Source organism: Rhizobium sp. YJ-22, assembly GCF_029601685.1.
Lineage (GTDB): Bacteria > Pseudomonadota > Alphaproteobacteria > Rhizobiales > Rhizobiaceae > Metarhizobium.
Map to the genome: position 1 here is coordinate 188,150 of NZ_JARRIR010000002.1, position 23,831 is coordinate 211,980.

23 protein-coding genes and 1 other RNA gene are annotated in these 23,831 nt (G+C 63.6%); 9 read left to right on the top strand and 15 right to left on the bottom strand.

The window, feature by feature from the left end; genetic code table 11:
• The first annotated feature begins 86 nt into the window (after window positions 1-86).
• Window positions 87-794: a MerR family transcriptional regulator gene (locus P7F60_RS05505; RefSeq protein WP_277916712.1), complete on the top strand. Its 708-nt coding sequence runs from the start codon at window positions 87-89 to the stop codon at window positions 792-794.
• A 4-nt stretch (window positions 795-798) separates the two neighbouring features.
• Here the strand turns inward: P7F60_RS05505 and P7F60_RS05510 are convergent, their stop codons facing one another.
• The 5 genes from P7F60_RS05510 to P7F60_RS05530 all read right to left on the bottom strand — a co-directional run bounded on the left by P7F60_RS05510 (window position 799) and on the right by P7F60_RS05530 (window position 4,346).
• The gene (locus P7F60_RS05510; protein ID WP_277916713.1) at window positions 799-1,926 is read right to left on the bottom strand and encodes an ATP-dependent RecD-like DNA helicase; all 1,128 of its coding nucleotides are present in this window, start codon (window positions 1,924-1,926) and stop codon (window positions 799-801) included.
• 59 nt (window positions 1,927-1,985) lie between these two features.
• A complete protein-coding gene (locus tag P7F60_RS05515; RefSeq protein WP_277916714.1) occupies window positions 1,986-2,339 on the bottom strand; it encodes a nitrile hydratase accessory protein in 354 nt (117 codons plus the stop codon).
• Window positions 2,340-2,409: 70 nt separating this feature from the next.
• Complete coding sequence (gene nthB, locus P7F60_RS05520) at window positions 2,410-3,069, bottom strand: nitrile hydratase subunit beta (RefSeq protein ID WP_277916715.1); 660 nt, start codon at window positions 3,067-3,069, stop codon at window positions 2,410-2,412.
• Window positions 3,066-3,722: a nitrile hydratase subunit alpha gene (nthA, locus tag P7F60_RS05525; protein ID WP_277916716.1), complete on the bottom strand. Its 657-nt coding sequence runs from the start codon at window positions 3,720-3,722 to the stop codon at window positions 3,066-3,068. The genes nthB and nthA overlap by 4 nt, the downstream gene beginning before the upstream one ends.
• 30 nt (window positions 3,723-3,752) lie before the next feature.
• A complete protein-coding gene (locus P7F60_RS05530) occupies window positions 3,753-4,346 on the bottom strand; it encodes a LysE family translocator (protein ID WP_277916717.1) in 594 nt (197 codons plus the stop codon).
• Window positions 4,347-4,464: 118 nt separating this feature from the next.
• Here P7F60_RS05530 and P7F60_RS05535 point away from each other — a divergent pair, with 118 nt between their 5' ends.
• The gene (locus P7F60_RS05535) at window positions 4,465-5,310 is read left to right on the top strand and encodes an aldo/keto reductase (RefSeq protein ID WP_277916718.1); all 846 of its coding nucleotides are present in this window, start codon (window positions 4,465-4,467) and stop codon (window positions 5,308-5,310) included.
• 36 nt (window positions 5,311-5,346) lie between these two features.
• Here the strand turns inward: P7F60_RS05535 and ilvN are convergent, their stop codons facing one another.
• Together ilvN and P7F60_RS05545 are read right to left on the bottom strand one after the other, a co-directional pair.
• Window positions 5,347-5,919: an acetolactate synthase small subunit gene (gene ilvN / locus P7F60_RS05540; protein WP_277916719.1), complete on the bottom strand. Its 573-nt coding sequence runs from the start codon at window positions 5,917-5,919 to the stop codon at window positions 5,347-5,349.
• A gap of 81 nt (window positions 5,920-6,000) precedes the next feature.
• Entirely contained in the window at window positions 6,001-7,779 is a 1,779-nt protein-coding gene (locus tag P7F60_RS05545; protein WP_277916720.1) for an acetolactate synthase 3 large subunit, read from the bottom strand.
• Between the two features lie 379 nt (window positions 7,780-8,158).
• Between P7F60_RS05545 and P7F60_RS05550 the strand changes: the two genes are divergently transcribed.
• On the top strand, window positions 8,159-10,225 hold the full coding sequence (locus P7F60_RS05550) for a DUF87 domain-containing protein (RefSeq protein ID WP_277916721.1): 2,067 nt from the start codon (window positions 8,159-8,161) through the stop codon (window positions 10,223-10,225).
• Between the two features lie 55 nt (window positions 10,226-10,280).
• Here P7F60_RS05550 and miaA read toward each other — a convergent pair whose 3' ends face one another.
• Entirely contained in the window at window positions 10,281-11,180 is a 900-nt protein-coding gene (miaA, locus tag P7F60_RS05555) for a tRNA (adenosine(37)-N6)-dimethylallyltransferase MiaA (protein WP_277917185.1), read from the bottom strand.
• Between the two features lies 1 nt (window position 11,181).
• Between miaA and serB the strand changes: the two genes are divergently transcribed.
• Window positions 11,182-12,072: a phosphoserine phosphatase SerB gene (serB, locus tag P7F60_RS05560; protein WP_277916722.1), complete on the top strand. Its 891-nt coding sequence runs from the start codon at window positions 11,182-11,184 to the stop codon at window positions 12,070-12,072.
• 6 nt (window positions 12,073-12,078) lie between these two features.
• On the top strand, window positions 12,079-12,660 hold the full coding sequence (locus tag P7F60_RS05565; protein WP_277916723.1) for a GNAT family N-acetyltransferase: 582 nt from the start codon (window positions 12,079-12,081) through the stop codon (window positions 12,658-12,660).
• A gap of 9 nt (window positions 12,661-12,669) precedes the next feature.
• Here the strand turns inward: P7F60_RS05565 and P7F60_RS05570 are convergent, their stop codons facing one another.
• From P7F60_RS05570 to P7F60_RS05595, 6 genes are all read right to left on the bottom strand, one after another.
• Window positions 12,670-14,226 carry a Do family serine endopeptidase gene (locus tag P7F60_RS05570; RefSeq protein ID WP_277916724.1) on the bottom strand — a complete coding sequence of 519 codons (1,557 nt, stop codon included), beginning with the start codon at window positions 14,224-14,226 and terminating at the stop codon, window positions 12,670-12,672.
• A 274-nt stretch (window positions 14,227-14,500) separates the two neighbouring features.
• Window positions 14,501-15,439: a protease modulator HflC gene (locus P7F60_RS05575; protein ID WP_277916725.1), complete on the bottom strand. Its 939-nt coding sequence runs from the start codon at window positions 15,437-15,439 to the stop codon at window positions 14,501-14,503.
• The gene (hflK, locus tag P7F60_RS05580; protein ID WP_277916726.1) at window positions 15,439-16,533 is read right to left on the bottom strand and encodes an FtsH protease activity modulator HflK; all 1,095 of its coding nucleotides are present in this window, start codon (window positions 16,531-16,533) and stop codon (window positions 15,439-15,441) included. The genes P7F60_RS05575 and hflK overlap by 1 nt, the downstream gene beginning before the upstream one ends.
• A 133-nt stretch (window positions 16,534-16,666) precedes the next feature.
• Complete coding sequence (locus P7F60_RS05585) at window positions 16,667-17,197, bottom strand: dihydrofolate reductase (protein WP_277916727.1); 531 nt, start codon at window positions 17,195-17,197, stop codon at window positions 16,667-16,669.
• A complete protein-coding gene (locus P7F60_RS05590) occupies window positions 17,194-17,988 on the bottom strand; it encodes a thymidylate synthase (RefSeq protein ID WP_277916728.1) in 795 nt (264 codons plus the stop codon). Before P7F60_RS05590 ends, P7F60_RS05585 begins: the two co-directional genes overlap by 4 nt.
• 121 nt (window positions 17,989-18,109) lie before the next feature.
• Window positions 18,110-18,421, bottom strand: coding sequence for a DUF2853 family protein (locus P7F60_RS05595; RefSeq protein WP_277916729.1), 312 nt, complete (start codon window positions 18,419-18,421; stop codon window positions 18,110-18,112).
• 99 nt (window positions 18,422-18,520) lie between these two features.
• Between P7F60_RS05595 and ssrA the strand changes: the two genes are divergently transcribed.
• The 4 genes from ssrA (at window position 18,521) to P7F60_RS05615 (ending at window position 20,010) form a co-directional block, all read left to right on the top strand.
• Window positions 18,521-18,896, top strand: a transfer-messenger RNA (tmRNA) gene (ssrA, locus tag P7F60_RS05600).
• A 118-nt stretch (window positions 18,897-19,014) separates the two neighbouring features.
• On the top strand, window positions 19,015-19,515 hold the full coding sequence (locus P7F60_RS05605; RefSeq protein WP_277916730.1) for an SspB family protein: 501 nt from the start codon (window positions 19,015-19,017) through the stop codon (window positions 19,513-19,515).
• An 18-nt stretch (window positions 19,516-19,533) separates the two neighbouring features.
• Complete coding sequence (locus tag P7F60_RS05610) at window positions 19,534-19,731, top strand: DUF4169 family protein (protein WP_277916731.1); 198 nt, start codon at window positions 19,534-19,536, stop codon at window positions 19,729-19,731.
• A gap of 54 nt (window positions 19,732-19,785) precedes the next feature.
• Window positions 19,786-20,010: a ribbon-helix-helix domain-containing protein gene (locus P7F60_RS05615; RefSeq protein WP_277916732.1), complete on the top strand. Its 225-nt coding sequence runs from the start codon at window positions 19,786-19,788 to the stop codon at window positions 20,008-20,010.
• Here the strand turns inward: P7F60_RS05615 and P7F60_RS05620 are convergent.
• Complete coding sequence (locus tag P7F60_RS05620) at window positions 20,004-23,795, bottom strand: AsmA-like C-terminal region-containing protein (RefSeq protein WP_277916733.1); 3,792 nt, start codon at window positions 23,793-23,795, stop codon at window positions 20,004-20,006. The two genes, P7F60_RS05615 and P7F60_RS05620, sit on opposite strands and share 7 nt — an antisense overlap.
• Between the last annotated feature and the right edge of the window lie 36 nt (window positions 23,796-23,831).

Consider the following 23,831-nt stretch of genomic DNA (forward strand, 5'->3'; position numbering starts at 1 on the left):
TGTCGAATTTGCCATCGCCCAGACGCATTTCCGCGAAAAGCGGATACCGGTTCGGAAATGCTGGGAAACAAGAGTCAAGGGATACCATGTCCGAGGGTGCGAAGCTGGTTACATCTGCAGCGGCAGCGCCGGTTGCAGCCGGTCTGACGTTGCGTTTTCTTCCCGTCGTCGATCTGCCGGCGAATTTGCCGGCCGATCCGTCAGAACATCCCATTGCCATTGCCGATATGGCCAATGCCTTCGGCGTCACCCATCGAACCCTGCATTTCTACGAGGAAAAGGGCCTGATTTCCGCCGACCGCATCGGCCCGATGCGCATCTACGGCCATGACAGCATCGTGCAGATGGCGGTCATCAACACCTGCCGCGAAGTCGGCATGCCGATCGCCGTCATCCAGGAACTGATGGAGGAACTGGACGGCGCCGCCTCGCAGGACGAGGCCGATGCGATCTTCCACAATGCGCTGGCGATCCGCAAGCGGGAACTGGTCTCCAGCCTTTCGACCATTCACCGGCAGATGCAGAAGGTGATCGGCCTGCTGGACGGCGACGCCATCCGCGTCGATCTCGGCCCCGGCATCAACGACGACCGCCAGCCCGCCTTCAGCGATGCCGAGCGCCACTGCCTCGAACTGATGGCCGAGGCCCAAGGTCCGGGCCGTATCGCCCAGGCGATGGGCATGGAGGTGGAAGCCGTGCAGGCCATGGAAAATGCCATCATCGCCAAATTCAGCGCCAACAACCGCTTTCAGGCCGTCGCCAAGGCCGCCCTGATCGGCTTGGTCAAAAGCTGAAGCTTTAGCGAACGATGGTCAGTGAGTCGGCAGCGCGGGTGATGCCCGTGTAAAGCCAGCGCTCGCGGCTGTCACGAAACGCCCAGCTTTCATCGAACAGCACGACGTTATTCCACTGCGAGCCCTGCGCCTTGTGAACGGTCAGCGCATAACCGTAGTCGAAGTCGTCGTAGCGCTTCTTGGTCGACCACGGGATTTCCGTATCCGGCTCCTCGAAGGCGGCCTTCAACAGCTTGATCTTGGCGGCACCCCGGTCCATGTCGTCGTCCTCGGGGCGGATCATCAGGTTGATGCCGGGCTTGACCGTTTCCTTGGACGAACTCATCACCTGCCAGAGTGAGCCATTCAGCAGGCCCTTGGCGGGGTCGTTGCGCAGGCAGACCAGCTTGTCGCCGGATTGCGGATATTGCGCCGAAAACCCCTTCAACTCACGCAGGCGCTGGTTGTAGCGCCGGCGGGTACGGTTGGTGCCGACCAGCACCTGGTCGGCATCGAGCACCAGCGACTGCGTCACCTCGTTCTTGGAGATGACCCGCGCCTTGCCATACTCGCCATAGGGGATTTCCTTGCCCTCGCGCACATCCATGGCGATCTGGATGATCGGATTGTCCTGTGCCTGGCGGTGAATGTCGGTCAGCAAGTAATCCGGGTCCTGATCGGTGAAGAAACCGCCGCCGCTGACCGGCGGCAATTGGCCGGGATCACCGAGCACCAGGATCGGCGTGCCGAAACTCATCAGATCCTTGCCAAGCTGCTCGTCAACCATCGAGCATTCGTCGATGACGATCAGCGCCGCTTTGGCGACCGGGCTCTGGCGATTGATGGAGAACATCGGCGCGATCGAGGTCTTGCCGGTCTCTTCATCCGCCACCTCTTCCTCGCCGCGCGGGCGATAGATCAGCGAATGGATGGTTTTCGCGTTGCTGGCGCCACGCGTGCGCAGCACCTGCGCCGCCTTGCCGGTAAAGGCGGCGAACAGCACCTCGCCATCGACATGCTCGGCAAAATAGCGCGCCAGCGTCGTCTTGCCAGTGCCGGCATAACCGAACAGACGGAAAACAGGCTGCCGGCCTTCCTTCAGCCAGCGCGAAACGGCTTTCAGGGCCTCATCTTGTTGCGGAGCGAACTGCATGGCCCGACTTGGCAGGATTCGCCGCTTTTAAGCAAGCCCAAAAGAACGAAGTGGCAACATTATACTGCTGTAGACTGCGGGTCGTTGGCAAGCTCGATCGGCCGGCCATGCGGCGTCGCCTCGGCCGCCCGCTGCCAGCTTGCCGAAAGCGTTGCGATCGCCGCCTCGTCGGCAACGCCGCAGCGGACCAGAAGATCGGACAGCGCCGCCACCCAGCACTCGTAATAATCGCTTCCGTCCACGGCCCGGCCGGGACGATGCACCTCGCGCGACAGGGTTTCCGCCCAGTCGGCCCAGGTAAAAACACCGCGCTCATGCAGATGCACGGTCAGCGCGAAAGCATCCGCCGCCCAGGGCTCGGGAAAGACCGGATCGCCTTCGCGCGAAAGGGGCAGGCCTGGCGAGGCCGCCAAAGCATTTCCAGGACAAGTGGATACCGGTTTTCCGTCCGGAAATGCCTTCGAACACTCTGACGAGACGGTTTCACACGAGCTCAAGATAACTCTCCCAGGCATCGATGGAGATGGTCAGGCCGGGTGCGGCGCTCTCACCCCAGATCTCCGCCGCGTCGAAAACGACGGTATAGACCCATTGCGGGTTCTCGCCCTTGCCATGGGCATTGTCGTCGGGAAAGACGAAGCTGCCCTGCACCGTCTCGACCGTGCCGATCTTGCCGCGCGCATAGCGTGGCAGGCGGGTATGGCCGGCGGGGTGGAAATTGCGGGTGCGCACCCGCGCGCCGGGTGCAAAGCGCGGATCGGCATCCACCGGCCGGTCGCAAGGACCGCCCCTGGCCAGCACGCCGGCTACGTTTTCGGCAGTCAACACCCGCTTCGGCCGGGTGCCAGGCGTTGGTGCAGCGCCGTCGAACAGCTCGGCATGGGTCGCGAAGCCGTGCCGCTCCAGCAGCGCATCGAGGGCGCGGATCCAGATCTCGTAATAACTGGCCGAAAGATAATCGGCCGGCGGAATGCTTTCGCGCGCATGGCGGCTTTCGTCAAGGTTCCAGTGGCCCATGGCGCCGCAGGAGAGCGTCAAACCCAGCGCCCGCTTTTCCCAATCGCCGTGGAAGTAAGGTTCGTTCGGTTCCGGAGCGACGGTGCCGAAACCCATCTGTCCGCCAAGATCGTGCGGCCCGTTCATCGCGCCGCCTCCGGCTGGAGAGCCAGCGCCTCCGGCGAAAGAGCAAGGCCGGTGCCGATCATCGAATCGCGGGTGACGAGCGCGGCAAGCGCCGCCTCGTCCAGCCTCTCCGTCCCGGCCGGACGCTCCGGCACCACGAGATAACGCAGTTCGGCAGTCGAGTCCCAGACGCGGATGCGGGTGTCTTCCGGCAGCGTGACCCCGAATTCGGCGAGCACGCCGCGCGGATCCATGACGGCGCGCGAGCGATAGGCCGGCGCCTTGTACCACACCGGCGGCAGGCCGAGCACCGACCACGGATAACAGGAGCACAGCGTGCAGACCACGAGATTATGCTCATCCGGCGCATTGAACACCGCGCGCATATGCTCGCCCTGCCGGCCGGAAAAACCGAGGCTGGCGATGGCCGCCGTCGCATCGCGCGTCAGCCAGTCGCGGAATTCCGCATCGACCCAGGCTTTCGCCACCACCTGCGCGCCGTTGCGCGGGCCGACCTTGGTCTCGTAGGTCTCGACGATGGCGTCGATGGCAGCGGGATCGATCAGGCCCTTGGCGGTCAGCAGCGTTTCCAGCGCCTTCACCCGCGCCTGCATGTCGGAATAGTGGTTGTCGTGGTGATGGTCGTGATCGTCATGATGATGGTGATCGCTCATCGCCCTCTCCTTGAATCGTGTCCGCGCCAGTTAACGCAACATCGGCCACAGGCTCAAGACCAGCAGCACCGCCATGGTGATGTTGAACCATTTCAGCCGCACCGGATCGGACAGCCAGTCGCGCAAGGCCGAGCCGAAACCGGCCCAGGTCGAAACGCTCGGCACGTTGACCAGCACGAAGATGACACCGACCACCAGCACGGTGGAAAAATACTGCCGCGTGTCGGTATAGGTGGCAATCGCGGTGACGGCCATCACCCATGCCTTGGGATTGACCCACTGGAAGGCGGCGGCGCCGAGAAAGGTCATCGGCTTCGCCCCCGCCTGCCCCTCGGCCAGCGCGCGCGAGGTGGCGATTTTCCAGGCGATCCAGACGAGATAGGCACCGCCGGCGAATTTCAGCACCGTATAGAGCAGCGGCACGGTCTTCAGCAGCGCACCCAGCCCGAAGCCGACGCCGATCAGCAGTACGAAGAAACCGGCTCCGATGCCCAGCATATGCGGGATCGTACGGCGAAAGCCGAAATTCACTCCCGAGGCGAACAGCATCATATTGTTCGGCCCCGGCGTGATCGATGTCGTCAGCGCAAATACCAGAAGCGCCAGCAAGGTATCCAGCGGCATCCCATCCTCCCCGAAATCGCGCCAAATTAGGGGAGCAGGCTTTTTCCGGCCAGAGACAAATTGTCAGGGTGACAACGGACGCCTATCTTCCCCCGACACACGATCCGGGAGACGCCCCATGCACGAACCGATCCCCACCCTCACTCTTCCTTCCGGCGCAAACGTGCCACGGCTCGGACAGGGCACCTGGGGCATGGGCGAGAACGCCGTCGCCGAAGCCGGCGAGATCGACGCCTTGCGCCACGGCATCTCGCTCGGCATGACGCTGGTCGATACGGCGGAAATGTATGCCGAGGGCGGCGCCGAGATCGTCACCGGAAAGGCCATCGCCGGAATGCGTGAAAACATCTTCCTCGTCTCCAAGGTCTATCCCTGGAATGCCAGCCGCAAGGGCACGATCGAGGCCTGCGAGCGCAGCCTGAAGCGGCTCGGCGCCGATCGCATCGATCTTTATCTGCTGCATTGGCGCGGCGAACATCCGCTTTCCGATACGGTCGCCGCCTTCGAAACCTTGAAGCGCGACGGCAGGATCGGTGCCTGGGGCGTCTCGAATTTCGACACAGACGATATGCGGGAACTGCTGTCGGTGCCGGACGGGAAAAATTGCGCCGCCAACCAGGTGCTCTACAATCTCGGCCGGCGCGGCATCGAATTCGACCTGCTGCCTTTCTGCCGTGAACACACTATCCCGATCATGGCCTATTCGCCGATCGAGCAGGGCCGGCTGCTCACCCATCCGCGATTGATCGACATCGCCAAGGCCTATCAGGCGACGCCGGCGCAGGTGGCGCTGTCCTTCGTTCTGCGCCAGCCGGGCATCATCGCCATTCCGAAAAGCAGCAACCCGCATCGCATTGCCGAAAACCGCGACGCCACCGACCTGCACATCACCGAAGACGACTGGAAAGATCTCGACGCCGCCTTCCCGCCCCCGAAACGAAAAACGGCGCTGGCCATGCTCTGACCCGCGCCGTTCTCAAGCATTGTGATGGCAGGGAAATTACATCCCCTGCGACCCACGGTTCATGGCGGCGATGCCGGTGCGGCAGACTTCGGCCAGGCCGAGCGGCTTCACGATGGCGAGGAACTGGTCGATCTTGGAGGACTTGCCGGTCAGCTCGAAGATGAAATGGCCGACCGTGGCGTCGATCACCTTGGCATGAAAGGCATCGGCGAGCCGCAGGACTTCGGCGCGATGCTCGCCCTCGCCGACGACCTTGACAAGCGCCACTTCGCGCTCGATCGGCCGTTCCTGGCCGAGTTCGCGGGCGCGCACCGTCAGATCGACGACGCGGTGAACCGGAACGATGCGTTCGAGCTGCGCCTTGATCTGCTCCAGCACCACCGGCGTGCCGCTGGTGACGATGGTGATGCGCGACAGGTGCGCCTCATGCTCGGTCTCGGAAACCGTCAGGCTTTCGATGTTGTAGCCGCGCCCGGAAAACAGGCCGATGACGCGGGCGAGCACGCCCGGCTCGTTGTCGACCAGAACCGACAGCGTATGGCGCTCGGCCTTGGCGGTTTCTGTCGCAATGAAATAGGCGGAGCCCGTGGGTTGAAGGTGTGCGTTCATGATTGATGTTCCGCTCGTTATCCTGTGAAGCAAAGACGAACGCGGCGCCCGGAGAGTTCAGGGGCGCCGCGTGTCTGACGATCAAACCAGTTGCCGACCCTTGGCGTCGATGGCGTTGGCCACGGCCTCGTCGGTCGCCTCGTCGGGAAGGAGCATTTCGTTATGCGCCTTGCCCGAGGGGATCATCGGGAAGCAGTTGGCAAGGTTGGCGACGCGGCAATCGAAGATGACCGGGCGCTTGACCTCGATCATCTCGGCGATCTTGTCGTCCAGCTCGCGCGGGTTGTCGCAATACATGCCGACCGCGCCATAGGCTTCCGCCAGCTTGACGAAATCGGGCATGGCCTCGGTATAGGAGTTCGACAGGCGGTTGCCGTGCAGCAACTGCTGCCACTGGCGCACCATGCCCATGTACTGGTTGTTGAGGATGAAGATCTTGACCGGCAGGCCGTACTGGATCGCCGTCGACATTTCCTGGATGCACATCTGGATCGAGGCATCGCCGGCGATGTCGATGACCAGCGCGTCCGGATGCGCCACCTGCACGCCGAGCGCTGCCGGCAGGCCGTACCCCATGGTGCCGAGGCCACCCGAGGTCAGCCAGTGCAACGGCTGCTCGAAGCCGAAGAACTGCGCCGCCCACATCTGATGCTGGCCGACTTCCGTAGTGATATAGGTATCGCGTCCCTTGGAATGCTCATACAGCCGCTGGATGGCGTATTGCGGCATGATGACGTCCTGGCTCGGCGTATAGGCGAAGGAATTGCGCGCCCGCCAGCGGGCGATATCGCTCCACCAGTCCGACAGTTCGGTCTTGGCCGGCTTCTTCGGCAGCGCCCGCCACAGGCGGACCATGTCTTCGAGAACGCTGGCCGCATCGCCGGTGATGCCGATGTCGACGCGGACGTTCTTGTTGATCGAGGACGGATCGACGTCGATATGGATCTTCTTCGAATTCGGCGAGAAGGCGTTGAGGCGGCCGGTGATGCGGTCGTCAAAACGGGCGCCGACGCAGATCATCACGTCGCAATCATGCATCGCCATGTTGGCTTCGTAGGAGCCATGCATGCCCAGCATTCCGAGCCAGTTCTTGCCCGAGGCCGGATAGCAGCCGAGCCCCATCAGGGTCGAGGTGATCGGGAAATCGGTGAGCTCGATGATCTCGCGCAGCAGCTTGGTGGCTTCCGGGCCGGCATTGACGACGCCGCCGCCGGTATAGAAGACCGGACGGCGCGCGCTCGCCATCAGCTCGACGGCGGCCTGGATCTTCTTCAGATCGCCTTGGATCTTTGGCTGATAGCTCTTCTGCTCGATGTAGTCGGACGGCGGCTCGTAGGTGCCGGTCGCGAACTGGACGTCCTTGGGAATGTCGATGACGACGGGACCGGGACGGCCGGTCTGGGCGACGCGGAACGCCTCGTGGATGACGCGCGCCAGCTCGTTGACGTCCTTCACCAGCCAGTTGTGCTTGGTGCAGGGCCGGGTGATGCCGACCGTGTCGCATTCCTGGAAGGCATCGGAACCGATGAGGGTCGTCGGAACCTGGCCCGTGATGCAGACCAGCGGAACCGAATCCATCAGCGCATCCTGCAACGGCGTGACCGCATTGGTGGCGCCGGGACCGGAGGTAACCAGCATGACGCCGACCTTGCCGGTGGAGCGGGCATAACCTTCGGCCGCATGGCCGGCGCCTTGCTCGTGGCGCACGAGGATATGCTGGATGTCGTCCTGCTGGAAGATTTCGTCATAGATCGGCAGCACGGCGCCGCCCGGATAACCGAAGATGTGCTCGACCCCGTTGTCCTTCAGCGCCTTGAGAACGATCTCCGCGCCCGTCATCTGGTTTTCTGTGCCCGTCATGCTCTGTTCCGTTCGTGTGCTGCTTGTCTCGGGTTCTGGAAGAAAAATGGACATAAAAAAAGGCCCCTGAGGAGCCTGTTTAACGCGCATGGGTGGCTAACGCCGGGTGGTTACACCACCCTGCCCATGCGCGTTCCCACCACAATAAGGATGCCAAAAGTTTTCATGGGCGCGATTGATAGACAGAAAGTATCGCCGCGTCAACGAAAATAGAGCAAAAATTACCCTTTTCGCGCCACCGGACAGGGTCCTTGGGCCGATCCGGCGTTACACCAGTTGTTAATTGCAGAGCCTTAAGATGAGGGAACCATGATGGTTTTCGATGGGCGGCATGGGAGGCCCGGCCAGGGCATCCGGCAGCCACGGCACGGAGTCGATATTGCTCAACAACGATCTGCAGTCCGCGGGGAAAGCCGGAGAAACCGACCGGCGCGACGCGCTGACGCCCGGCAACCGTTTCCTTGGCCGAGTTGTTGCCTGTAACGGCGCCCGCGCAACCATCGCCGCGATCGCCGAGGACGGCAATACCGATCTCACCGAACTATGGTCCGTCGGCCGTCTGATCTCGATTTCCGTTCCGCCGAACCGCGTCGTGGCGCTGGCCTATTCGATGGAGACCGGCGCCGATCACTGGATCGAGCGTCAGGACAACCAGTTCCGCATCGAGGTGGAGCTGCTCGGCGAGGTCCAGATCTTCCCCGATGGCCGCGAGCATTTCTCGACCGGCATCTCCCGCTATCCCTATCTCGGCGCCATCGCCCACCGCATCCGTTCCTCCGACCTGATGCGCATCTACGATACCGGCAAGACCGATACCTGCGTCGTCGGCAAGCTGACCCAGGACGAAAGCATCGACGCCACCATCCACATTCCCTCGATGCTGTCGAAGCATTTCGCGGTCGTGGGCTCGACCGGTGTCGGCAAGTCGACGGCGGTATCGCTGCTGCTGCACCGCGCCATCCGCTCCGATCCGCGCCTGCGCGTGCTGATCCTCGATCCGCACAACGAATTCGCTGCCGCCTTTCCCGATCATGCGGTGGTCATCGATACGGAATCGCTCGATCTCCCCTTCTGGCTGATGCGGCTGGACGAATTCGCCGAGGTTGTCTTTCGCGGCCGCCCGCCGGTCGCCGAAGAGATGGATATGCTGCGCGATATCATCCCCGAGGCCAAGAAGGCGTTTCGCGGCACCGACTCGCCGCTGGTGCGCCGGCAGGGCGATAAGAATTCCTACACGGCGGATACGCCGGTGCCCTATCGCATGGCCGATCTCCTCGCCCTGATCGACGAGCGCATCGGCAAGCTGGAAGGCCGCAGTGAGAAACCGGCGTTGCGCTCGCTGAAGGTCCGCATCCTCTCGGCAATCAACGACCCACGCTATCATTTCATGTTTTCCAGCAACACGATCACCGACACGATCCTGGAAACGGTGGCCCATATCTTCCGCATTCCCGGCGACAGCAGGCCGATCTGCACGTTCCAGCTCGCCGGCATTCCCTCTGAGGTGGTCAATTCGGTGGCCTCCGTGCTCTGCCGCCTCGCCTTCGAACTCGCCATGTGGAGCAACGGCGCCATCCACATGCTGGTCGTCTGCGAGGAAGCGCACCGCTACGTGCCGGCCGATCCCAATCTCGGCTTCTTCCCGACCCGCCAGGCGATCGCCCGCATCGCCAAGGAAGGCCGCAAATACGGCGCTTCGCTCGGCATCATCACCCAGCGCCCCGGTGAACTCGACCAGACCATCCTGTCGCAATGCTCGACGCTGTTCGCCATGCGGCTGTCCAACGACCGCGACCAGGACATCATCCGCTCGGCCATCCCCAATTCCTCGATCTCGACGACCAATTTCATCTCCTCGATCGGCAATGGCGAAGCCATCGCCTTCGGTGAGGCGATTGCCGTGCCGATGCGCATGCGCTTCACCCGCGTCGAACAGGATCGCCTGCCGAAAGCCAGCACCGCCGCCAACAAGGCGGGAGACGAAACGCCTGAGACGGTCGATCTGCGCATGGTGGTCAACCGCATGCGCGCCGCCGGCGTGCAGGACACGTCCGGACAGTTCACCCTGTCGGGCGCCGAACGCGAAGCCTTCGACATGGCGACAGAAGACGGTTTCGACGGCTTTTCGCGCACGCCCTCCCATGCGCCGGCGCTGGCCGAATCCGTTCATGAAGCGCAAAAACCCTACGATTCCTCAATGCTGCCACGCGCCACAGCCGCGGCACCCGCAAGACCCGAGCCGGTACAGCCCCGGCCGGAGCCGCCGGGCCGGGAACCGATATCACGCGAGCCGTTGCGCAGCAGCGCCTTCGGCGCCGAGCCGCCGCGTTACGTCCCACCGCAGCCACCGGCTCCACCAAGCGGCCCCGTGCCGCGTCGCGAGCCCGGCTCGTTGCGTGACAGCATCCTGAAAAAACCGCTGAGCAGCCTTTACCGCAAGGACTGAACATCACGGAAGGCGGCGCCGGCTTTCGCGCGAAAACACTTCGGCCGGACGGTGCTTAACCGGCCCCGTCGAGCCGCACCCAGCTTTCGTCCATCTGGTTGCGAAACCAGGTCATCTGCCGCTTGGCATATTGCCGTGTCGCGGCCGCGCCCTGTTCGCGCACGCGCTCTGCATCCAGCTCTCCTGAAAGCATGGCGGCAATCTGCGATACGCCGATGGCCTTCATCACCGGCATCTGCGGCGAAAGTTCTTGGGCCAGCAGCGCCTGCACTTCCTCCACCGCGCCGGAGTCCAGCATCTGCTCGAAGCGGCGGCCGATGCGGCCATGCAACAGGCTGCGCTCCGGCAACACGACATATTTTTCTGCTCTCTCCGGATCGATGACAAGCGGGCCGGTGCGGTTCTGGAAATCGGTGATCGACCGGCCGGTGGCGTCGAGAATTTCCAGCGCCCGCACGATACGCTGGCCATCCTGCCGATTGAGCTGCGCGGCGGCGGCGCCATCGCGCGCCGCAAGCAGGTCATGCAGCCGCTCCGGCCCTTCCGCGGCCAGCCGCCCGCGCCAGCCTTCGCGAATGGCCACGTCGACCCCGGGCATTTCCGAGAGCCCGCCGGTCAGCGCCTTGAAATACAACCCGGTGCCGCCAACGAAGACCGGCAGTTTTCCTTCAGCTTTGAGACGCGGCAGCAATTCGGTGACGTCGCGCAGCCACGCCCCGGTCGAATAGGCGGCGCCTGCCGGCACATGGCCGTAGAGCAGATGCGGTATCCCTTCCATCTCCGCCTCGGAGGGCCGCGCCGTCAGCACCCGCAGCGTATCGTAGACCTGCATGCTGTCGGCATTGACGACCACGCCGTTTCTTTCGCGCGCCAGCTTCACCGCCAATGCGGACTTGCCGCTGGCGGTCGGGCCGGTTATCAGGATCGCGTCCTGTCGGTCGAGAAGGTTTTCCATCATGGCGTTCGTTGCCACGCTTATAGCCAATCCGTCAAACCCCATTCTAACCCCGGAGCTTGCGGAAAAAGCGGCGGGCGCGGTCACAGCAAGCGGCCTCTACTGGCTGGCCGACGGCATCGCCTGCGATATCGTGCTCAAGGACGGTGTAGAGGCACAGGCCGCCGAGATGGCGCTGCGCAACGAAATCGGCACGCTTGCCGTCGACGTCGCCGTGCAGAATGCCGAGACCCGCCGCAAGCGCTTCTTGATCGCCGACATGGATTCGACCATGATCGGCCAGGAATGTATCGACGAGCTGGCCGCCGAAGTCGGCCTTAAGGACAAGGTCGCGGCGATCACTGCCCGCGCCATGAACGGCGAGATCGCCTTCGAACCGGCCCTGCGCGAACGCGTCGGCCTCTTGAAGGGTCTGCCCCTCGGCGTCATCGACGAAGTGATCGCCAGGCGCATCACGCTCACCCCTGGCGGCATCGAACTGGTCCGCACCATGAAATCCAAGGGCTATTACACCGCGCTGGTCTCCGGCGGCTTCACCCTGTTCACCGGTCCGGTCGCTGCAAGGATCGGCTTTGACGAAAACCGCGCCAACATCCTCGAAGCCGAAGGCGACGCGCTCGCCGGCACGGTCGCCGAGCCGATCCTCGGCAAGCAGGCCAAGGTCGATGCCCTCAACGACATCGCCACCCGGCTCGGCATCACGGCGGAAGATGCGATTGCCGTCGGCGACGGCGCCAACGATCTCGGCATGCTGGGAATCGCCGGCACCGGTGTCGCCCTGCACGCCAAGCCGGTCGTCGCCCAGCAGGCGCAGATCCGCATCGACCACGGCGACCTGACGGCGCTGCTCTACCTACAGGGCTATCGCAAGCACGAATTCGTCGCCGGCTGAGCGACCATGACGCCCGCCCCGCTCATCGAAACCGCACGTCTTCGACTGCGCGATTGGTCCGAGGGCGATCGCGACCTGTTCCATGAGATCAATGCCGACCGCAAGGTCATGGAATATTTTCCCTTCCGTCGCACCCGCGCCGAGTCGGACGCCCTGTTCGACCGGCTGCGGGCAACAATTCTCGAAGACGGCCTCGGCTTCCACGCCGTGGCGCTGAAGAACAATGACGAGGCCATCGGCTTCTGCGGCCTGGCCAAGGCCGGCGTCGAACCGGTCCTGCCCGCCGGCACTGTCGAGATCGGCTGGCGTCTCGCCACCCGCTTCTGGGGCCACGGCTACATCATCGAAGCCGCCGGCGCCCTGCTCGACCACGGTTTCGCAACGCTGCAACTCCCCGAAATCGTCTCCTTCGCCGTCGCCGCCAATCGCCGTTCGGTAGCGGTCATGGAGCGCATAGGGCTGCGCCGCGATACGGCGCGCGATTTCGACCATCCCCGCGTTCCGGACGACCGGCTGGATTTGAAGCGGCATGTGCTCTATGCCATCGGCAGAGACGAATGGAAGGAACGGCAAAGTCGCCGCTCCTGAACCAGCACCTCATTCCATCGGCAGCGCTACGAACCGCAGATCGCCATTGGCACTGGCAATCATCAGGTTGATGTTCCGCCGCCCCTCGGTCTTCAGTTCCTTGACCTTGTCGGCGACAGCGCCGGGCGAGGTCATGAAGGTCTGGGCCGCCTCGACGATGACTTCGCCCTTCTTCAGCCCTTTCTCCGCCGCGACCGAGCCGGCCGCAACATCGGTGATCAGGATGCCCTCGACCGATTCGGCGATGCCGAAATTCTTGCGATCGTCGGGCGAGATCGCGCCGAGCGTAATGCCGAGCACGCTGGCCGGCGTCTGGTCCTCTTCGCCCGGCGTCGCCTGCTCCTCCTCGTCGCCGTCGTCGTCGGGGGTGGCATCCTCATTGCCTTCGGGGGCAATGATATCGGGATCGCTGCCGGATTTGGCGTTCGCATCGGCCGTGTCGTCCAGCCGGCCGAGCGTCACCTGCAATGTCTGCTCCTTGCCGTCGCGCATGACGACGACCTCGACAGCCTTGCCGACAGGGCTTTCGGCGACGACGCGCAGCAGGTCACGCATTTCGCCGACGTCCTTGCCGTCGAATTTCAGGATGACGTCACCGGTCTTGATCGGCCCGTTTTCCACCGGCCCGCCCTTGACGATGCCGGCGACGAGCGCGCCCCGTGCCCGATCGAGGCCAAGGCTTCCGACCAGATCGTCGGTGACCGGCTGGATACGCACGCCGAGCCAGCCACGCCGTGTCTCGCCGAATTCGATGAGCTGTTTGACGACGTTCTCGGCCAGTTCCGTCGGCACGGCGAAGCCGATGCCGATCGAACCGCCGGAGGGCGAAATGATCGCGGTGTTGATGCCGATCACCTCGCCTTTCATGTTGAACAGCGGACCGCCGGAATTGCCCTTGTTGATCGCCGCATCCGTCTGGATGAAGTTGTCATAGGGGCCGGCATTGATGTTGCGCCCGCGCGCCGAAATGATGCCGACCGTTACCGAGCCGCCGAGGCCGAAGGGATTGCCGATCGCCATCACCCAGTCGCCGATGCGCATGACGCGGGAATCGCCGAATTTCACCGCCTTCAGCGGCGCCTTCGGCTCGACCTTCAGCACGGACAGGTCGGTCTTGGTATCGGTGCCGACCAGCCGCGCCTTCAGCTTCGAGCCGCTCGGGAACACCACCTCGATATCGTCGGCGCCCTCGATGACGTGGTTGTTGGTGACGATGAAGCCGGAGGGGTCGATGACGAAGCCGGAGCCAAGCGAATTGACTCGATGCGCGCCGCCGTCGCCTTTCTCGCCCTTGAAAAAATCGTCGAAGAACTCCTGAAAGGGCGAGCCTTGCGGGATGCGCGGCGCGGGTCCTTCGTCGCCCTTGTCCTTGACGTTTTGCGAGGTGGCGATGTTGACGACCGAACCGAGCAGCTGATCGGCAAGATCGGCGACCGAGGCCGGGCCATTGGGCGGCGGCAGGGCTTGCGCGCGCAAAGGCGCGCTGCCCAGCGATACGGCCAGAAGCGTGGCGGCCGAAAGCAGGGCCATGGTGCGTTTCAGGGGTATCGATGCGGTCAGCGCCATCAGGCTTCCTCGAATAGTGTCTGTCTTCAGCATCGCGACAAGGCGCGGCAAAGCGTTAAGATTCCTGCCTGAAACGGCATTGTGCGGCCGGCCGGCATGATTTGCGCACACCATAGTGCAATTCCGGGAAAAGTGCGTAGCGGTTTCCAGCGCCGGCATACAAAACACCGTGTCCCGCCGGAAATCATCCCCGGTTAAATGGCGTTTTCGGGGCGGCGCGATCCGTTACGAAAAAGGGGAGCCGAAACCGGCTCCCCTGAACATATGTCTTCGCTCAATTCGCCGGCTGGGCAGCGGCAGGCGCCGGGGGAGCTGGCGGCGCAGGCTGCGCCGCCGGTCCATCGGCATTCCTGAAGAAGCGGAAGAATTCCGACGTCGGCGACAGCACCAGCGTCGTGTCCTGGCTGGCGAGCGACGCCGCATAGGCGCTCATCGAGCGATAGAACTCGAAGAAGCCGGGATCGCGGTTGAAGGCCTCGCCGAAGATGCGGTTGCGCTCGGCATCGCCCTGACCTCGCAGGATTTCGGCATCGCGCTGCGCCTCGGCGATCAGTTCGACCACCTGGCGATCGGCGATGGCGCGACGGCGCTGGCCTTCCTCGTTACCGCGGGCGCGGATCAGCTCGGCTTCCGCCAGACGCTCGGCCTTCATGCGCTCGTAGGTCTGCTGCGAGACTTCCTGCGTCAGGTCGGTGCGGCGGATGCGGACATCCTCGATTCGCAGGCCCAGCGATTCGGCATCGGGGCGCAGATCGTCGCCGACCTCGCCCATCATCGAGGCGCGCGCGTCCGAAAGCGCCGCCTCGAAACCGCGCAGACCGTAAACCCGGCGCAGCGAAGCGTCGAGACGGGTGCGCAGGCGCGATTCGGCCGCCTCGCGGTCACCCGATACCGTCTCGCGGAAGCGCCGCGCATCGGTGATCTTGTAGACCACGAAGGCATCGACTTCATAGAACTTGCCGCCCGAGACCTGCACGCGGATATTGTCGAGGTCGAAGCGCAGCGCCTGGTCGGAAAGATACTGCACCCGGTCGGCGTCCATGAAGGCGAAGGGCAGCTTGAAATACAGGCCCGGCGCGGTCTTGACGTCCTTGATCTGGCCGAAACGGACGACAATCGCCTGCTCGCGCTCGTTGACGACGAAAACAGAGGAATAGACGACCAGCAGCAGCGCCACGACGCCGATGAAGATGGCGGGAATACGGTTCGACATTACTGCGCCCCCTTCGCCTGGGTCTGCGAACGGCCAAGCTCGTTCAGCGGCAGATAGGGCACGACGCCCGGCTGCTCGTCGAGGATGACCTTCTTGGAGGCCTTCAGAACGTTTTCCATGGTTTCGAGGAAGATGCGCTTGCGGGTCACTTCCGGCGCCTTGGAATACTGGTCGTAGATGGCGATGAAACGCTGTGCCTCACCTTCCGCTTCCTTCACCACGCGGTCCTTGTAGGCGGCGGCTTCTTCGCGATTCTGCGCCGCCTGGCCGCGAGCCTGGCCGAGCTTCTGGTTGGCATACTGGTTGGCTTCCTCGACGAAGCGGTCTTCGTCCTGCTCGGCGCGCTGCACTTCGTCGAAGGCATCCGCAACCTCGCGCGGCGGCGCCGCATCCTCGATCGCCACCGCATTGACCGAAATGCCGGAACCGTAATGGTCCATGGTCGTCTGGATGGTGTTCTTGACGTCGGCGGCGATCTGCTGACGATTGTCGCGGAAGATGTCCTGCGCCGGGCGCCGGCCGACCACCTCGCGCATGGCGCTTTCGGCAACCTGCTGCAGGGTTTCGGTCGGGCTTTCCAGATTGAAGAGGTAGGCGCGCGGATCGGAAACGGTGAACAGCACGGAGAACTGCACGTTGACGATGTTCTGGTCGCCCGAAAGCATCAGCCCGGCCGTGGAGGAAGACGATGCCTTGGAGCCGATATTCTGCTGCTGCTCGGTGACCTTCACGATCTCGACCGTTTCCAGCGGCCAGAAATGGAAGTGCAGGCCGGGCATGGAGATCTCGTCCTTGGGCTTGCCGAAGCGCAACTCGACGCCGCGCTCATCCGGCTGCACGGTGTAGATCGACTGGATCAGCCAGAAGACCGCCACCACCAGGAGAATAATCGCCACGACGCCGCCATTGAAACCACCGGGAACGACATTCCTGAGCTGGTCCTGACCGCGCCGGATGATGTCTTCCAGATCCGGCGGCCCGCCGTTTCCGCCGCCACCGCCGCGCGGGCGGTTCGGCCCCTGCCCCCATGGCCCCTGATTATTGCCGCCGCCGCCCCAAGGGCCGCCGCCGCCATTCTGATTGCTCCAGGGCATCAAAACCTCTTCTCAAAGATTGCACCGCATCGGCCGAGCGGCGATGCGTTTCCCAACCCTTATAGGTACCACGCCAGCGCCTTTCAACGCAGCCACCGGAACTTGGCGGCAATTAACGGAAAATAGTTGATTTTCAAGCGCCGCGCCTTTGATAGACCGCAAAACGGCTGGCATAGGTATCCCGCTCGCCAGCCGGCACGATCTCTTCCGAAACCTTGTGCCACAAGGCCGGGTCGATTGCGGGAAACCGCGTATCGCCCTCGACCTCGGCCGCGACATGGGTCACGTAGAGCACATCGGCGCTGTCGATCGATTGCGCATAGATATTGCCGCCGCCGATGATCGCCACCTCCCCAGCCCCGTCGCGCATCGCAAGCGTTCCGCCCCGCTCCAGCGCGGTGGCGATGTCATGCACCACCTCGACGCCCTCGAAACGGTAGCCGGGATCGCGGGTGACGACGATGTTCGGTCGGCCCGGCAGCGGACGGCCGATCGATTCCAGCGTCTTGCGGCCCATGATGACCGGCTTGCCGAGGGTCAGCGCCTTGAAGCGCTTGAGGTCGGTCGAAAGCTTCCACGGCAGGTCGCCGTCGCGCCCGATGACGCCGTTTTCCGAAACGGCGACGACGATGCTGATCTCGGGCCGCTTCTCCGTTCCGCTCATACCGCCACCGGCGCGCGGATAGCGGAATCGGCATGGTAGCCTTCCAGCGTAAAGTCCTCATAGGTAAAGGAAAACAGATCCTTCACATCCGGATTTATGCGCATCACCGGCAGCTTGTGCGGCTCACGCGAAAGCTGCAGCTTCGCCTGCTCGAAATGATTGCTGTAGATGTGGGCATCGCCGAAGGTATGGACGAAATCGCCGGGCTTCAGCCCTGTTACCTGCGCCACCATCATCGTCAACAGCGCGTAAGACGCGATGTTGAACGGCACGCCGAGGAAGATGTCGGCGGAGCGCTGGTAGAGCTGGCAGGAGAGCTTCCCGTCGGCGACATAGAACTGGAACAGGCAATGGCAGGGCGGCAGCGCCATCTCGTCGACTTCGGCCGGGTTCCAGGCGGAAACGATGTGGCGGCGCGAATTGGGGTTGGTCTTGATACTTTCCAACAGATTGGCGATCTGGTCGATCTGGCGCCCGTCCGGGGCCGGCCAGGAACGCCATTGCGCGCCATAGACCGGACCGAGGTCACCGTTCTCGTCGGCCCATTCGTCCCAGATGGAAACACCGTTTTCCTTGAGATAAGCGATATTGGTGTCGCCCTTCAGGAACCACAGGAGCTCATGGATGATCGAGCGCAGGTGCAGCTTCTTGGTGGTCAGCACCGGAAAGCCGTCAGCGAGATCGAACCGCATCTGGTATCCGAAGACGGAGCGCGTGCCGGTGCCGGTACGGTCGCCGCGATCGGAACCGTTTTCCATCACATGCCGGAGGAAATCGAGATATTGCTTCATGATTGGCGCGCCGCGTTTCGAGTCTGGGCCGCGAGTTTACTCCCACGCGCCACCCGATCCAACCGGTGAATGCCGCTATCCCCGGCTTTTGCCGGGAATAGCCTTTCGCCCCTTGAAAGGCTCAGAGGGAGTCGAGCTTGCCCAGTTCCTTGGCGACCAGGTAATAGAAGGTGACGCGCGACTTGGAACGGTCGCCGGCCATGGCCTTGGCGGTGGCTTCGATGGCCTTGTCGGCGGCGTCGCCACCGACGCCGAGCTTCTTCTCGCACCACTTTTCCTTGACGCGGGCGAGTTCGGACGGGTCGGAGGCTGAGACCAGCGACGAATCGCGATTGCGCAGGGCGATGCCGAGATGGCGGACGATCTTCTGGACCGCCGCCTCGTCGGCGCCAGCGTCGTATTTCTTCACGTCTGCGAGATAGTCGGTCGTCATGTCCTGTCCTTCCTCCGTCCGGAGCGCTTGAGGTTGCTACCGCCGCGAGAATGGGTCAAGCGTCTCGCCCCGTCAAGCACTGACAAAATCATCCTCCGCCCCCTTTCATTACCGCTCGGAAAGACCTATATGACGAGGTGCCGGTCTTCGGATCGGCTATGGCAATAAACGGTCGGTGTAATAAACCTATTGGACCCGGGGGCGGTACCCGGCGCCTCCACCAGGAACCGGCGGCCCCTTTTTCGGGAAGGCCGGCTGCTGATGGGGGCGAAACAGGATCGACAAGGGCGTAAAGATCGAACTTTTGCTCGGCATGATACCGCCGTTATCGGGTCACAAGTGTAGTTGCAAACGACAACAACGCTAAGGGTTATGCTCTCGCTGCCTAATGGCGGTGCGGGAAACCCGACCTAAGTCCTTACGGTTAGCCCCGTAAGGCGGGGTCCGAAGGCACCTGGCAACAGAAGCCTTCACCTTCTCTGTCCGCCGGAAATTATGTATTATGGCCGCAATCGTGCCGAAGGGGTTCCCCATCGCGGCTCGACATGGCATATAGCCTTGAATTCACGAGGAATACAGAAAGACAGGACAAGATGGGGCAGGACCACATCCGTTACGACATTCTGGCGCAGGATGCCCTTCGCGGTGTCATCCGCAAGGTTTTGGCCGAAGTGGCTGCGACCGGGCGCCTGCCGGGCGACCATCATTTCTTCATCACCTTTCTGACCGGCGCGCCGGGCGTGCGCATTTCCCAGCACCTGAAGGCCAAGTATGCCGAGCAGATGACGATCGTCATCCAGCACCAGTTCTGGGACATGAAGGTGACCGACGTCGGTTTCGAGATCGGCCTGTCTTTCTCGGACACGCCGGAAAAGCTGGTCATCCCCTACAACGCCATCCGTGGCTTCTATGACCCCTCGGTGAATTTCGAACTGGAATTCGATGTGCCGCTGGTCGAGGAAGAGGATGCGGGCTCTGCCGAGATCACCGCCTATCCCGTCGCGACGGAAGAAGCCAAGGCCAAGCCCGAGACGGACGAGGAGAAGAAGCCCGGCTCCGTCGTCTCGCTCGATTCCTTCCGCAAGAAGCAGTAAGCGAAAGGCGGGCGTGTCTTGGCCGGCGATGTCGTCAACCTCCGCCAATTCCGCAAGCAGAAGGACCGGCAGGACAAGGACCGGAAAGCCGAGCAGAACCGCCTGCAATACGGCCGCACCAAGGCCGAAAAAAACCTGACCAATGCCCTGAACGAGAAGGCCGAAAAGCAGCTCGATCAGGGCAGGCTGGAACGGACGCCGCCCGAAGACGATTGACCCGGTGGCGCAGGCTTACGCGTCATCCGCTCCTCCTCGCGGGTCCAATCCCTGATGATCCGAAAACATTCCATCACCCTGCACGGCCACCGCACCAGCTTCACGCTGGAAGATGCGTTCTGGGACGAGTTGAAAGGCATCGCCGCGACACGACGCATGCCGCTGGCCAGATTGCTTGCCGAAATCGATGACGGCCGCGCCGAGGACAGCAACCTGTCTTCGGCGCTACGCGTCCATGTGCTGCACTGGCTGAAGCGCCAGGCCCAGGCCGATCACTGAATTTTCGGCAGGACGTCGAAATTGAGGGGCGGCGTGTTGCCGTTCGCACCGCCGGAACCGGCATCGGGCGTGGCCGCCGGCGCCTGCTGCTGCAACTTCTGCTGTTCCTGAAGGCGGCGCTCGGCCTCCGCCTTTTCCTGGGCTGCCTTTGCCAGGGCCTCGCGGCGCAGGCGCTCGGCCTCCCGCGCCAGTTGCCGCAGGCGGATTTCCTCGGCCCGGCGCATCTGCTCTTCCGCTGCCGCGCGCTCGCGCGCCGCCTGGCGTTCGTCGGCACGGTATTTGTAGAGCGCGACTTCGCGGCGCAGCCGCTGCTTTTCCAGCACGTTCGATTGCAGCCGCTCGACGCGGCGGCGCTCACGCTCGAAGGCGCGCAGCGACAGGAACCCGGTGAGATCGGCGGCATCGATGGTGCGCTGTGGCGCGGCGATGGGGCCGGCATAATTCAGGGTGATGCCCGGCTCGGCCCCCGACAGCGCCTCCGCGCCCGGATTGAAGGCGACGGCCACACCCGCCTGCAGGCTCTCGCCGGCAAGATCGATTGCCGCATCCGCCGATAGCTGCGCCTGATCGGTCGCGACCGCGACATTCTGGGCTCTGACGATGCCGGAGGTGAGGTTGAACGGCACGACGAAGGGCGGCAGTTCCGTCTCGCCCTGGTCGAGCGCGGCAATCGCCGGCGGCAAGACGCGCTCCTGCGTCAGTTCGCCCTGCATGGCATCGACCGCGGGAATGAGCATCGGCAGCACCGCGAGATTCAGTCCGTTGATCTTGGTGCCGTTGAAACCGAGTTCGCCGGAGCCGCTGGCCGAGCCGAACAGATCGGCGACCGACTTGCCGGTGGCTTCCGCCGACATTTCCAGCCGGAATTTTCCGCTCGCCACGGGGCTGCCGGCATATTGCCAGACGATGGCCGCCGTATCGCCATCGGCCACCGTAAGCTGGGTTTGCAGGAAGCCGTTGCCATTGGCATTGCCGAGCGACAGGCGGCCGCTGAGCTTACCACCGCTCCAGTTGCCCTGAATATCGTCAAGCGTCACCTGCTCGCCATTGAAGCCGAGATTGGCGGTGAAATCCCGGATCGGTCCGAACAGGCCGGGCGAGACCGACTGCACCGCGACCTTGGCGGCGATGCTGAGACCGCCGACCAGCTTCGGCAGCGGCGTCGCCGCATACCGGCTGGTCGCGGCGTCGACGAGCGGGCCATAGACCAGTTCAGCCAGAGTGCCCAGATCGGCGGTGGCAAGCTTGAGATCGGCCGAGGCAGTGAACGACGGCGCGTCGCGCGTCACCGACACGCCGCCATTGATGGTATTGCCGCCAGCAGAAATCGCGAGATTCTGGAAGTCCACCTTGGCGGCATCGATGGCGAGGTCCGCAGTCGCCTTCAATGGCAGGCCGGTGCCGATCTGCGGCAGCGGCAGAGCGTTCATGATCAGATAGGGCTCGATATCGGCGCTTTCGAGCGTCAGCTTCATCTGCCCGGCAAGGAAATTCGCAGCCGAGAGATCCACCTTGCCGCCAGCGCTGAACGCAGTCTGCTGGGTGTTGAAGGTGACGGTCGTATCGGCCGAGGTCCCGTCGTCGCTCTTGACGCGTACGGCCAGCACGCCGTTGCTGTCGGCCTCCAGCGGCAGCGGCTCGAAGCCGGCCTGGCCGAACAGGATCGAGGTCACGGGGTTTTCCAGTGTCGCATCGAAGCCGATGGCGCTGGTCTTGCTCATCAGATCGGCAAGGCGGAAATCGAGGTTGACGCGGCTGCCATTGGTGACGCCAGCCATCTTGACGCTCAGGCCGCTACCGTCGTCGCCGCCGAGCGCCAGCGTCAGCTTCAGGTCGGAATTGGCAAACCAGGCGGCATTGCGCACCAGCCGGTCGATGGCCGGATGCGGCGGCAGGTGCTGGCGCAGCATCGTCAGGAACGGCCCGGGATCGAAAGCCTGGAAGGTCATCCGCCCCGTGCCCGTATATTTGGCAAGCGTGCCCTCCGCTCGGCCGATCGCCGTCAGCGCCGCGCCCGCCAGATTGCCGACCGTCAGCCGCTCCAGCGACAAGGCGCCATCGGCAACGGTGAAGACGGTATCGACATTTTCCGCCTCGACACCGAAGGCGATGAATTTCGAGGCCTTGAGCTGGGCGGCGATGCGATGGTCGAGCAGGCCGCTATCGGCCTCCTGGCCGGCGACGATGCCGGCGATGGCGCGCAATACGTCGAAATCGATCGTGTTGCCGTTGAGGTCCATCGAGATGCTGGGCGCCTGCTTGTCGAGCGCCTGCCGTTCCAGACGGCCGTGCAGGATATCCTGGCCCGCGATGAATTCCAGCCGCTCGAAGCGCTGCAGTTCCGGCGTCAGGCTGACCAGCGCCGAAAATCCGACACTTTTCAGTTTCCGGATCGCCGGATCGACATTGCCCGACAGCCAACTCGCAAGTCCCGAAGGCTGATTGGACGCGACGAGCATCTCGCCACTGAAGGCCGCCTCGGACCCTAACGAAAGCATGCCCTTGGCTTCGATCTGGGTTCGGCCCGGCAGGGTGGCGACGGCATTGTCGACCGCCCAGCCGTCGCCGGCCGGGCGCACGTCCAGCTTCACGTCGCGGATGGTGGTATCGCCGATGACGATGGCCGGCAGGCGCAGATTGGCCTTGCCCGGCACCTGCGGCACGGGAACGGCCGCCAGCGTCTCCATGAACAGGCCCAGCCGCTCCTTGGCGGAAATCGAGGCATTGCGGCCCGTCTTGCCACGCTCGCCCTGATTGCCGAAGCGGTTGACGTCGATCTGCTGGCCCTCGGCGGTCAGCAGGAATTGCGCCTGCTTGCCGGTGTCGAGCGTCGCCTCGCCGGTAATGACGTAAGGGTCGTCAAGCGCGCCGACTTCCATGCGATAGGCCGGAACGCGCATGCTTTCATTGGTCAGTTCGAAGGAGCCGGTCAGGCGCGGCGGCGGCGTATCGGCCTTGTCGCGCTTGACCGCCGCTGCCTTTGACGTCGCCGACATGGAAAACGCGCCCTGATAGATCGGCCGGCTGTCGACCAGCTTCAATTCGCCGTCCAGCTCGATCTCGAAAGGCCGCGTCTGCGGCATGATCTTCGATTTCAGCCGCATGCCGGCGGCACCCGGCTCCGGCTGGCCGCTCACCAGCGAGAAAGCGCCCTTTTCGCCGTCCAGCGCGGCATTGCCCTCGATGCGCCACGGCCCGGCCAGCGATTTCGCCGACATTTCAGCCGAGAGATCGGAAATCAGGCGCGTACGCCCGGACTGATCGTCGATGAATTCGACCCGACCGCCGGTAACATGCACGTTTTCGAGAACGACCGAGCGCGCCGGAATATCGGCGCGGCTGCCGCGCATCCAGTCCAGCGTGCCGTCCTTCAGCAGGCGCACGCGCGCCACCGGCTCCTCGATGCGCATGTCGAAGATCAATGCTTCGCCGGAGAGAAAGGGCGCAAGCTCGGCATCCATGGAAAAACGCTCGACGCGCACCAGCGGCGTGCCGTCCGCTTCCTGGCCGACGCGAACGTCATGCAGGGTCACCGACGGAAATGGCAGCAGCCGGGCATCGACGGCGCCATGCACGACCACCTTCTTGCCGATGATTCGGCTGGCCTGCGCCTCAAAATCCTTGCGGAAATCGGTCCAGTCCACGAAGAGCGGCGCCAATAGCGCTGAAAACAGCACCACGACCAGCAAGCCGCCCAGAAAAACCAGAATCCGCCCTACCACCGCATCCTTACTCCGCTGCGCCCCCCGCAGGCTTTCGCGCACATGCCGCCACTTCGCCGACACCTTAGAGGGTTTCCGCTCTTCTTCGAAAGGCGAAAA

What these genes read in the sequence shown, in the direction of transcription:
- nthB (WP_277916715.1), bottom strand. Translation starts at nt 3,069, where the DNA reads ATGAACGGGCCGCACGATCTTGGCGGACAGATGGGTTTCGGCACCGTC.
- miaA (WP_277917185.1), bottom strand. Translation starts at nt 11,180, where the DNA reads ATGGAAAACCTTCTCGACCGACAGGACGCGATCCTGATAACCGGCCCG.
- P7F60_RS05505 (WP_277916712.1), top strand. Translation starts at nt 87, where the DNA reads ATGTCCGAGGGTGCGAAGCTGGTTACATCTGCAGCGGCAGCGCCGGTT.
- hflK (WP_277916726.1), bottom strand. Translation starts at nt 16,533, where the DNA reads ATGCCCTGGAGCAATCAGAATGGCGGCGGCGGCCCTTGGGGCGGCGGC.
- P7F60_RS05590 (WP_277916728.1), bottom strand. Translation starts at nt 17,988, where the DNA reads ATGAAGCAATATCTCGATTTCCTCCGGCATGTGATGGAAAACGGTTCC.
- P7F60_RS05570 (WP_277916724.1), bottom strand. Translation starts at nt 14,226, where the DNA reads ATGGCGCTGACCGCATCGATACCCCTGAAACGCACCATGGCCCTGCTT.
- P7F60_RS05605 (WP_277916730.1), top strand. Translation starts at nt 19,015, where the DNA reads ATGGGGCAGGACCACATCCGTTACGACATTCTGGCGCAGGATGCCCTT.
- P7F60_RS05575 (WP_277916725.1), bottom strand. Translation starts at nt 15,439, where the DNA reads ATGTCGAACCGTATTCCCGCCATCTTCATCGGCGTCGTGGCGCTGCTG.
- P7F60_RS05595 (WP_277916729.1), bottom strand. Translation starts at nt 18,421, where the DNA reads ATGACGACCGACTATCTCGCAGACGTGAAGAAATACGACGCTGGCGCC.
- P7F60_RS05510 (WP_277916713.1), bottom strand. Translation starts at nt 1,926, where the DNA reads ATGCAGTTCGCTCCGCAACAAGATGAGGCCCTGAAAGCCGTTTCGCGC.
- nthA (WP_277916716.1), bottom strand. Translation starts at nt 3,722, where the DNA reads ATGAGCGATCACCATCATCATGACGATCACGACCATCACCACGACAAC.
- P7F60_RS05545 (WP_277916720.1), bottom strand. Translation starts at nt 7,779, where the DNA reads ATGACGGGCACAGAAAACCAGATGACGGGCGCGGAGATCGTTCTCAAG.
- P7F60_RS05585 (WP_277916727.1), bottom strand. Translation starts at nt 17,197, where the DNA reads ATGAGCGGAACGGAGAAGCGGCCCGAGATCAGCATCGTCGTCGCCGTT.
- P7F60_RS05535 (WP_277916718.1), top strand. Translation starts at nt 4,465, where the DNA reads ATGCACGAACCGATCCCCACCCTCACTCTTCCTTCCGGCGCAAACGTG.
- P7F60_RS05615 (WP_277916732.1), top strand. Translation starts at nt 19,786, where the DNA reads ATGATCCGAAAACATTCCATCACCCTGCACGGCCACCGCACCAGCTTC.
- ilvN (WP_277916719.1), bottom strand. Translation starts at nt 5,919, where the DNA reads ATGAACGCACACCTTCAACCCACGGGCTCCGCCTATTTCATTGCGACA.
- serB (WP_277916722.1), top strand. Translation starts at nt 11,182, where the DNA reads ATGGCGTTCGTTGCCACGCTTATAGCCAATCCGTCAAACCCCATTCTA.
- P7F60_RS05530 (WP_277916717.1), bottom strand. Translation starts at nt 4,346, where the DNA reads ATGCCGCTGGATACCTTGCTGGCGCTTCTGGTATTTGCGCTGACGACA.
- P7F60_RS05565 (WP_277916723.1), top strand. Translation starts at nt 12,079, where the DNA reads ATGACGCCCGCCCCGCTCATCGAAACCGCACGTCTTCGACTGCGCGAT.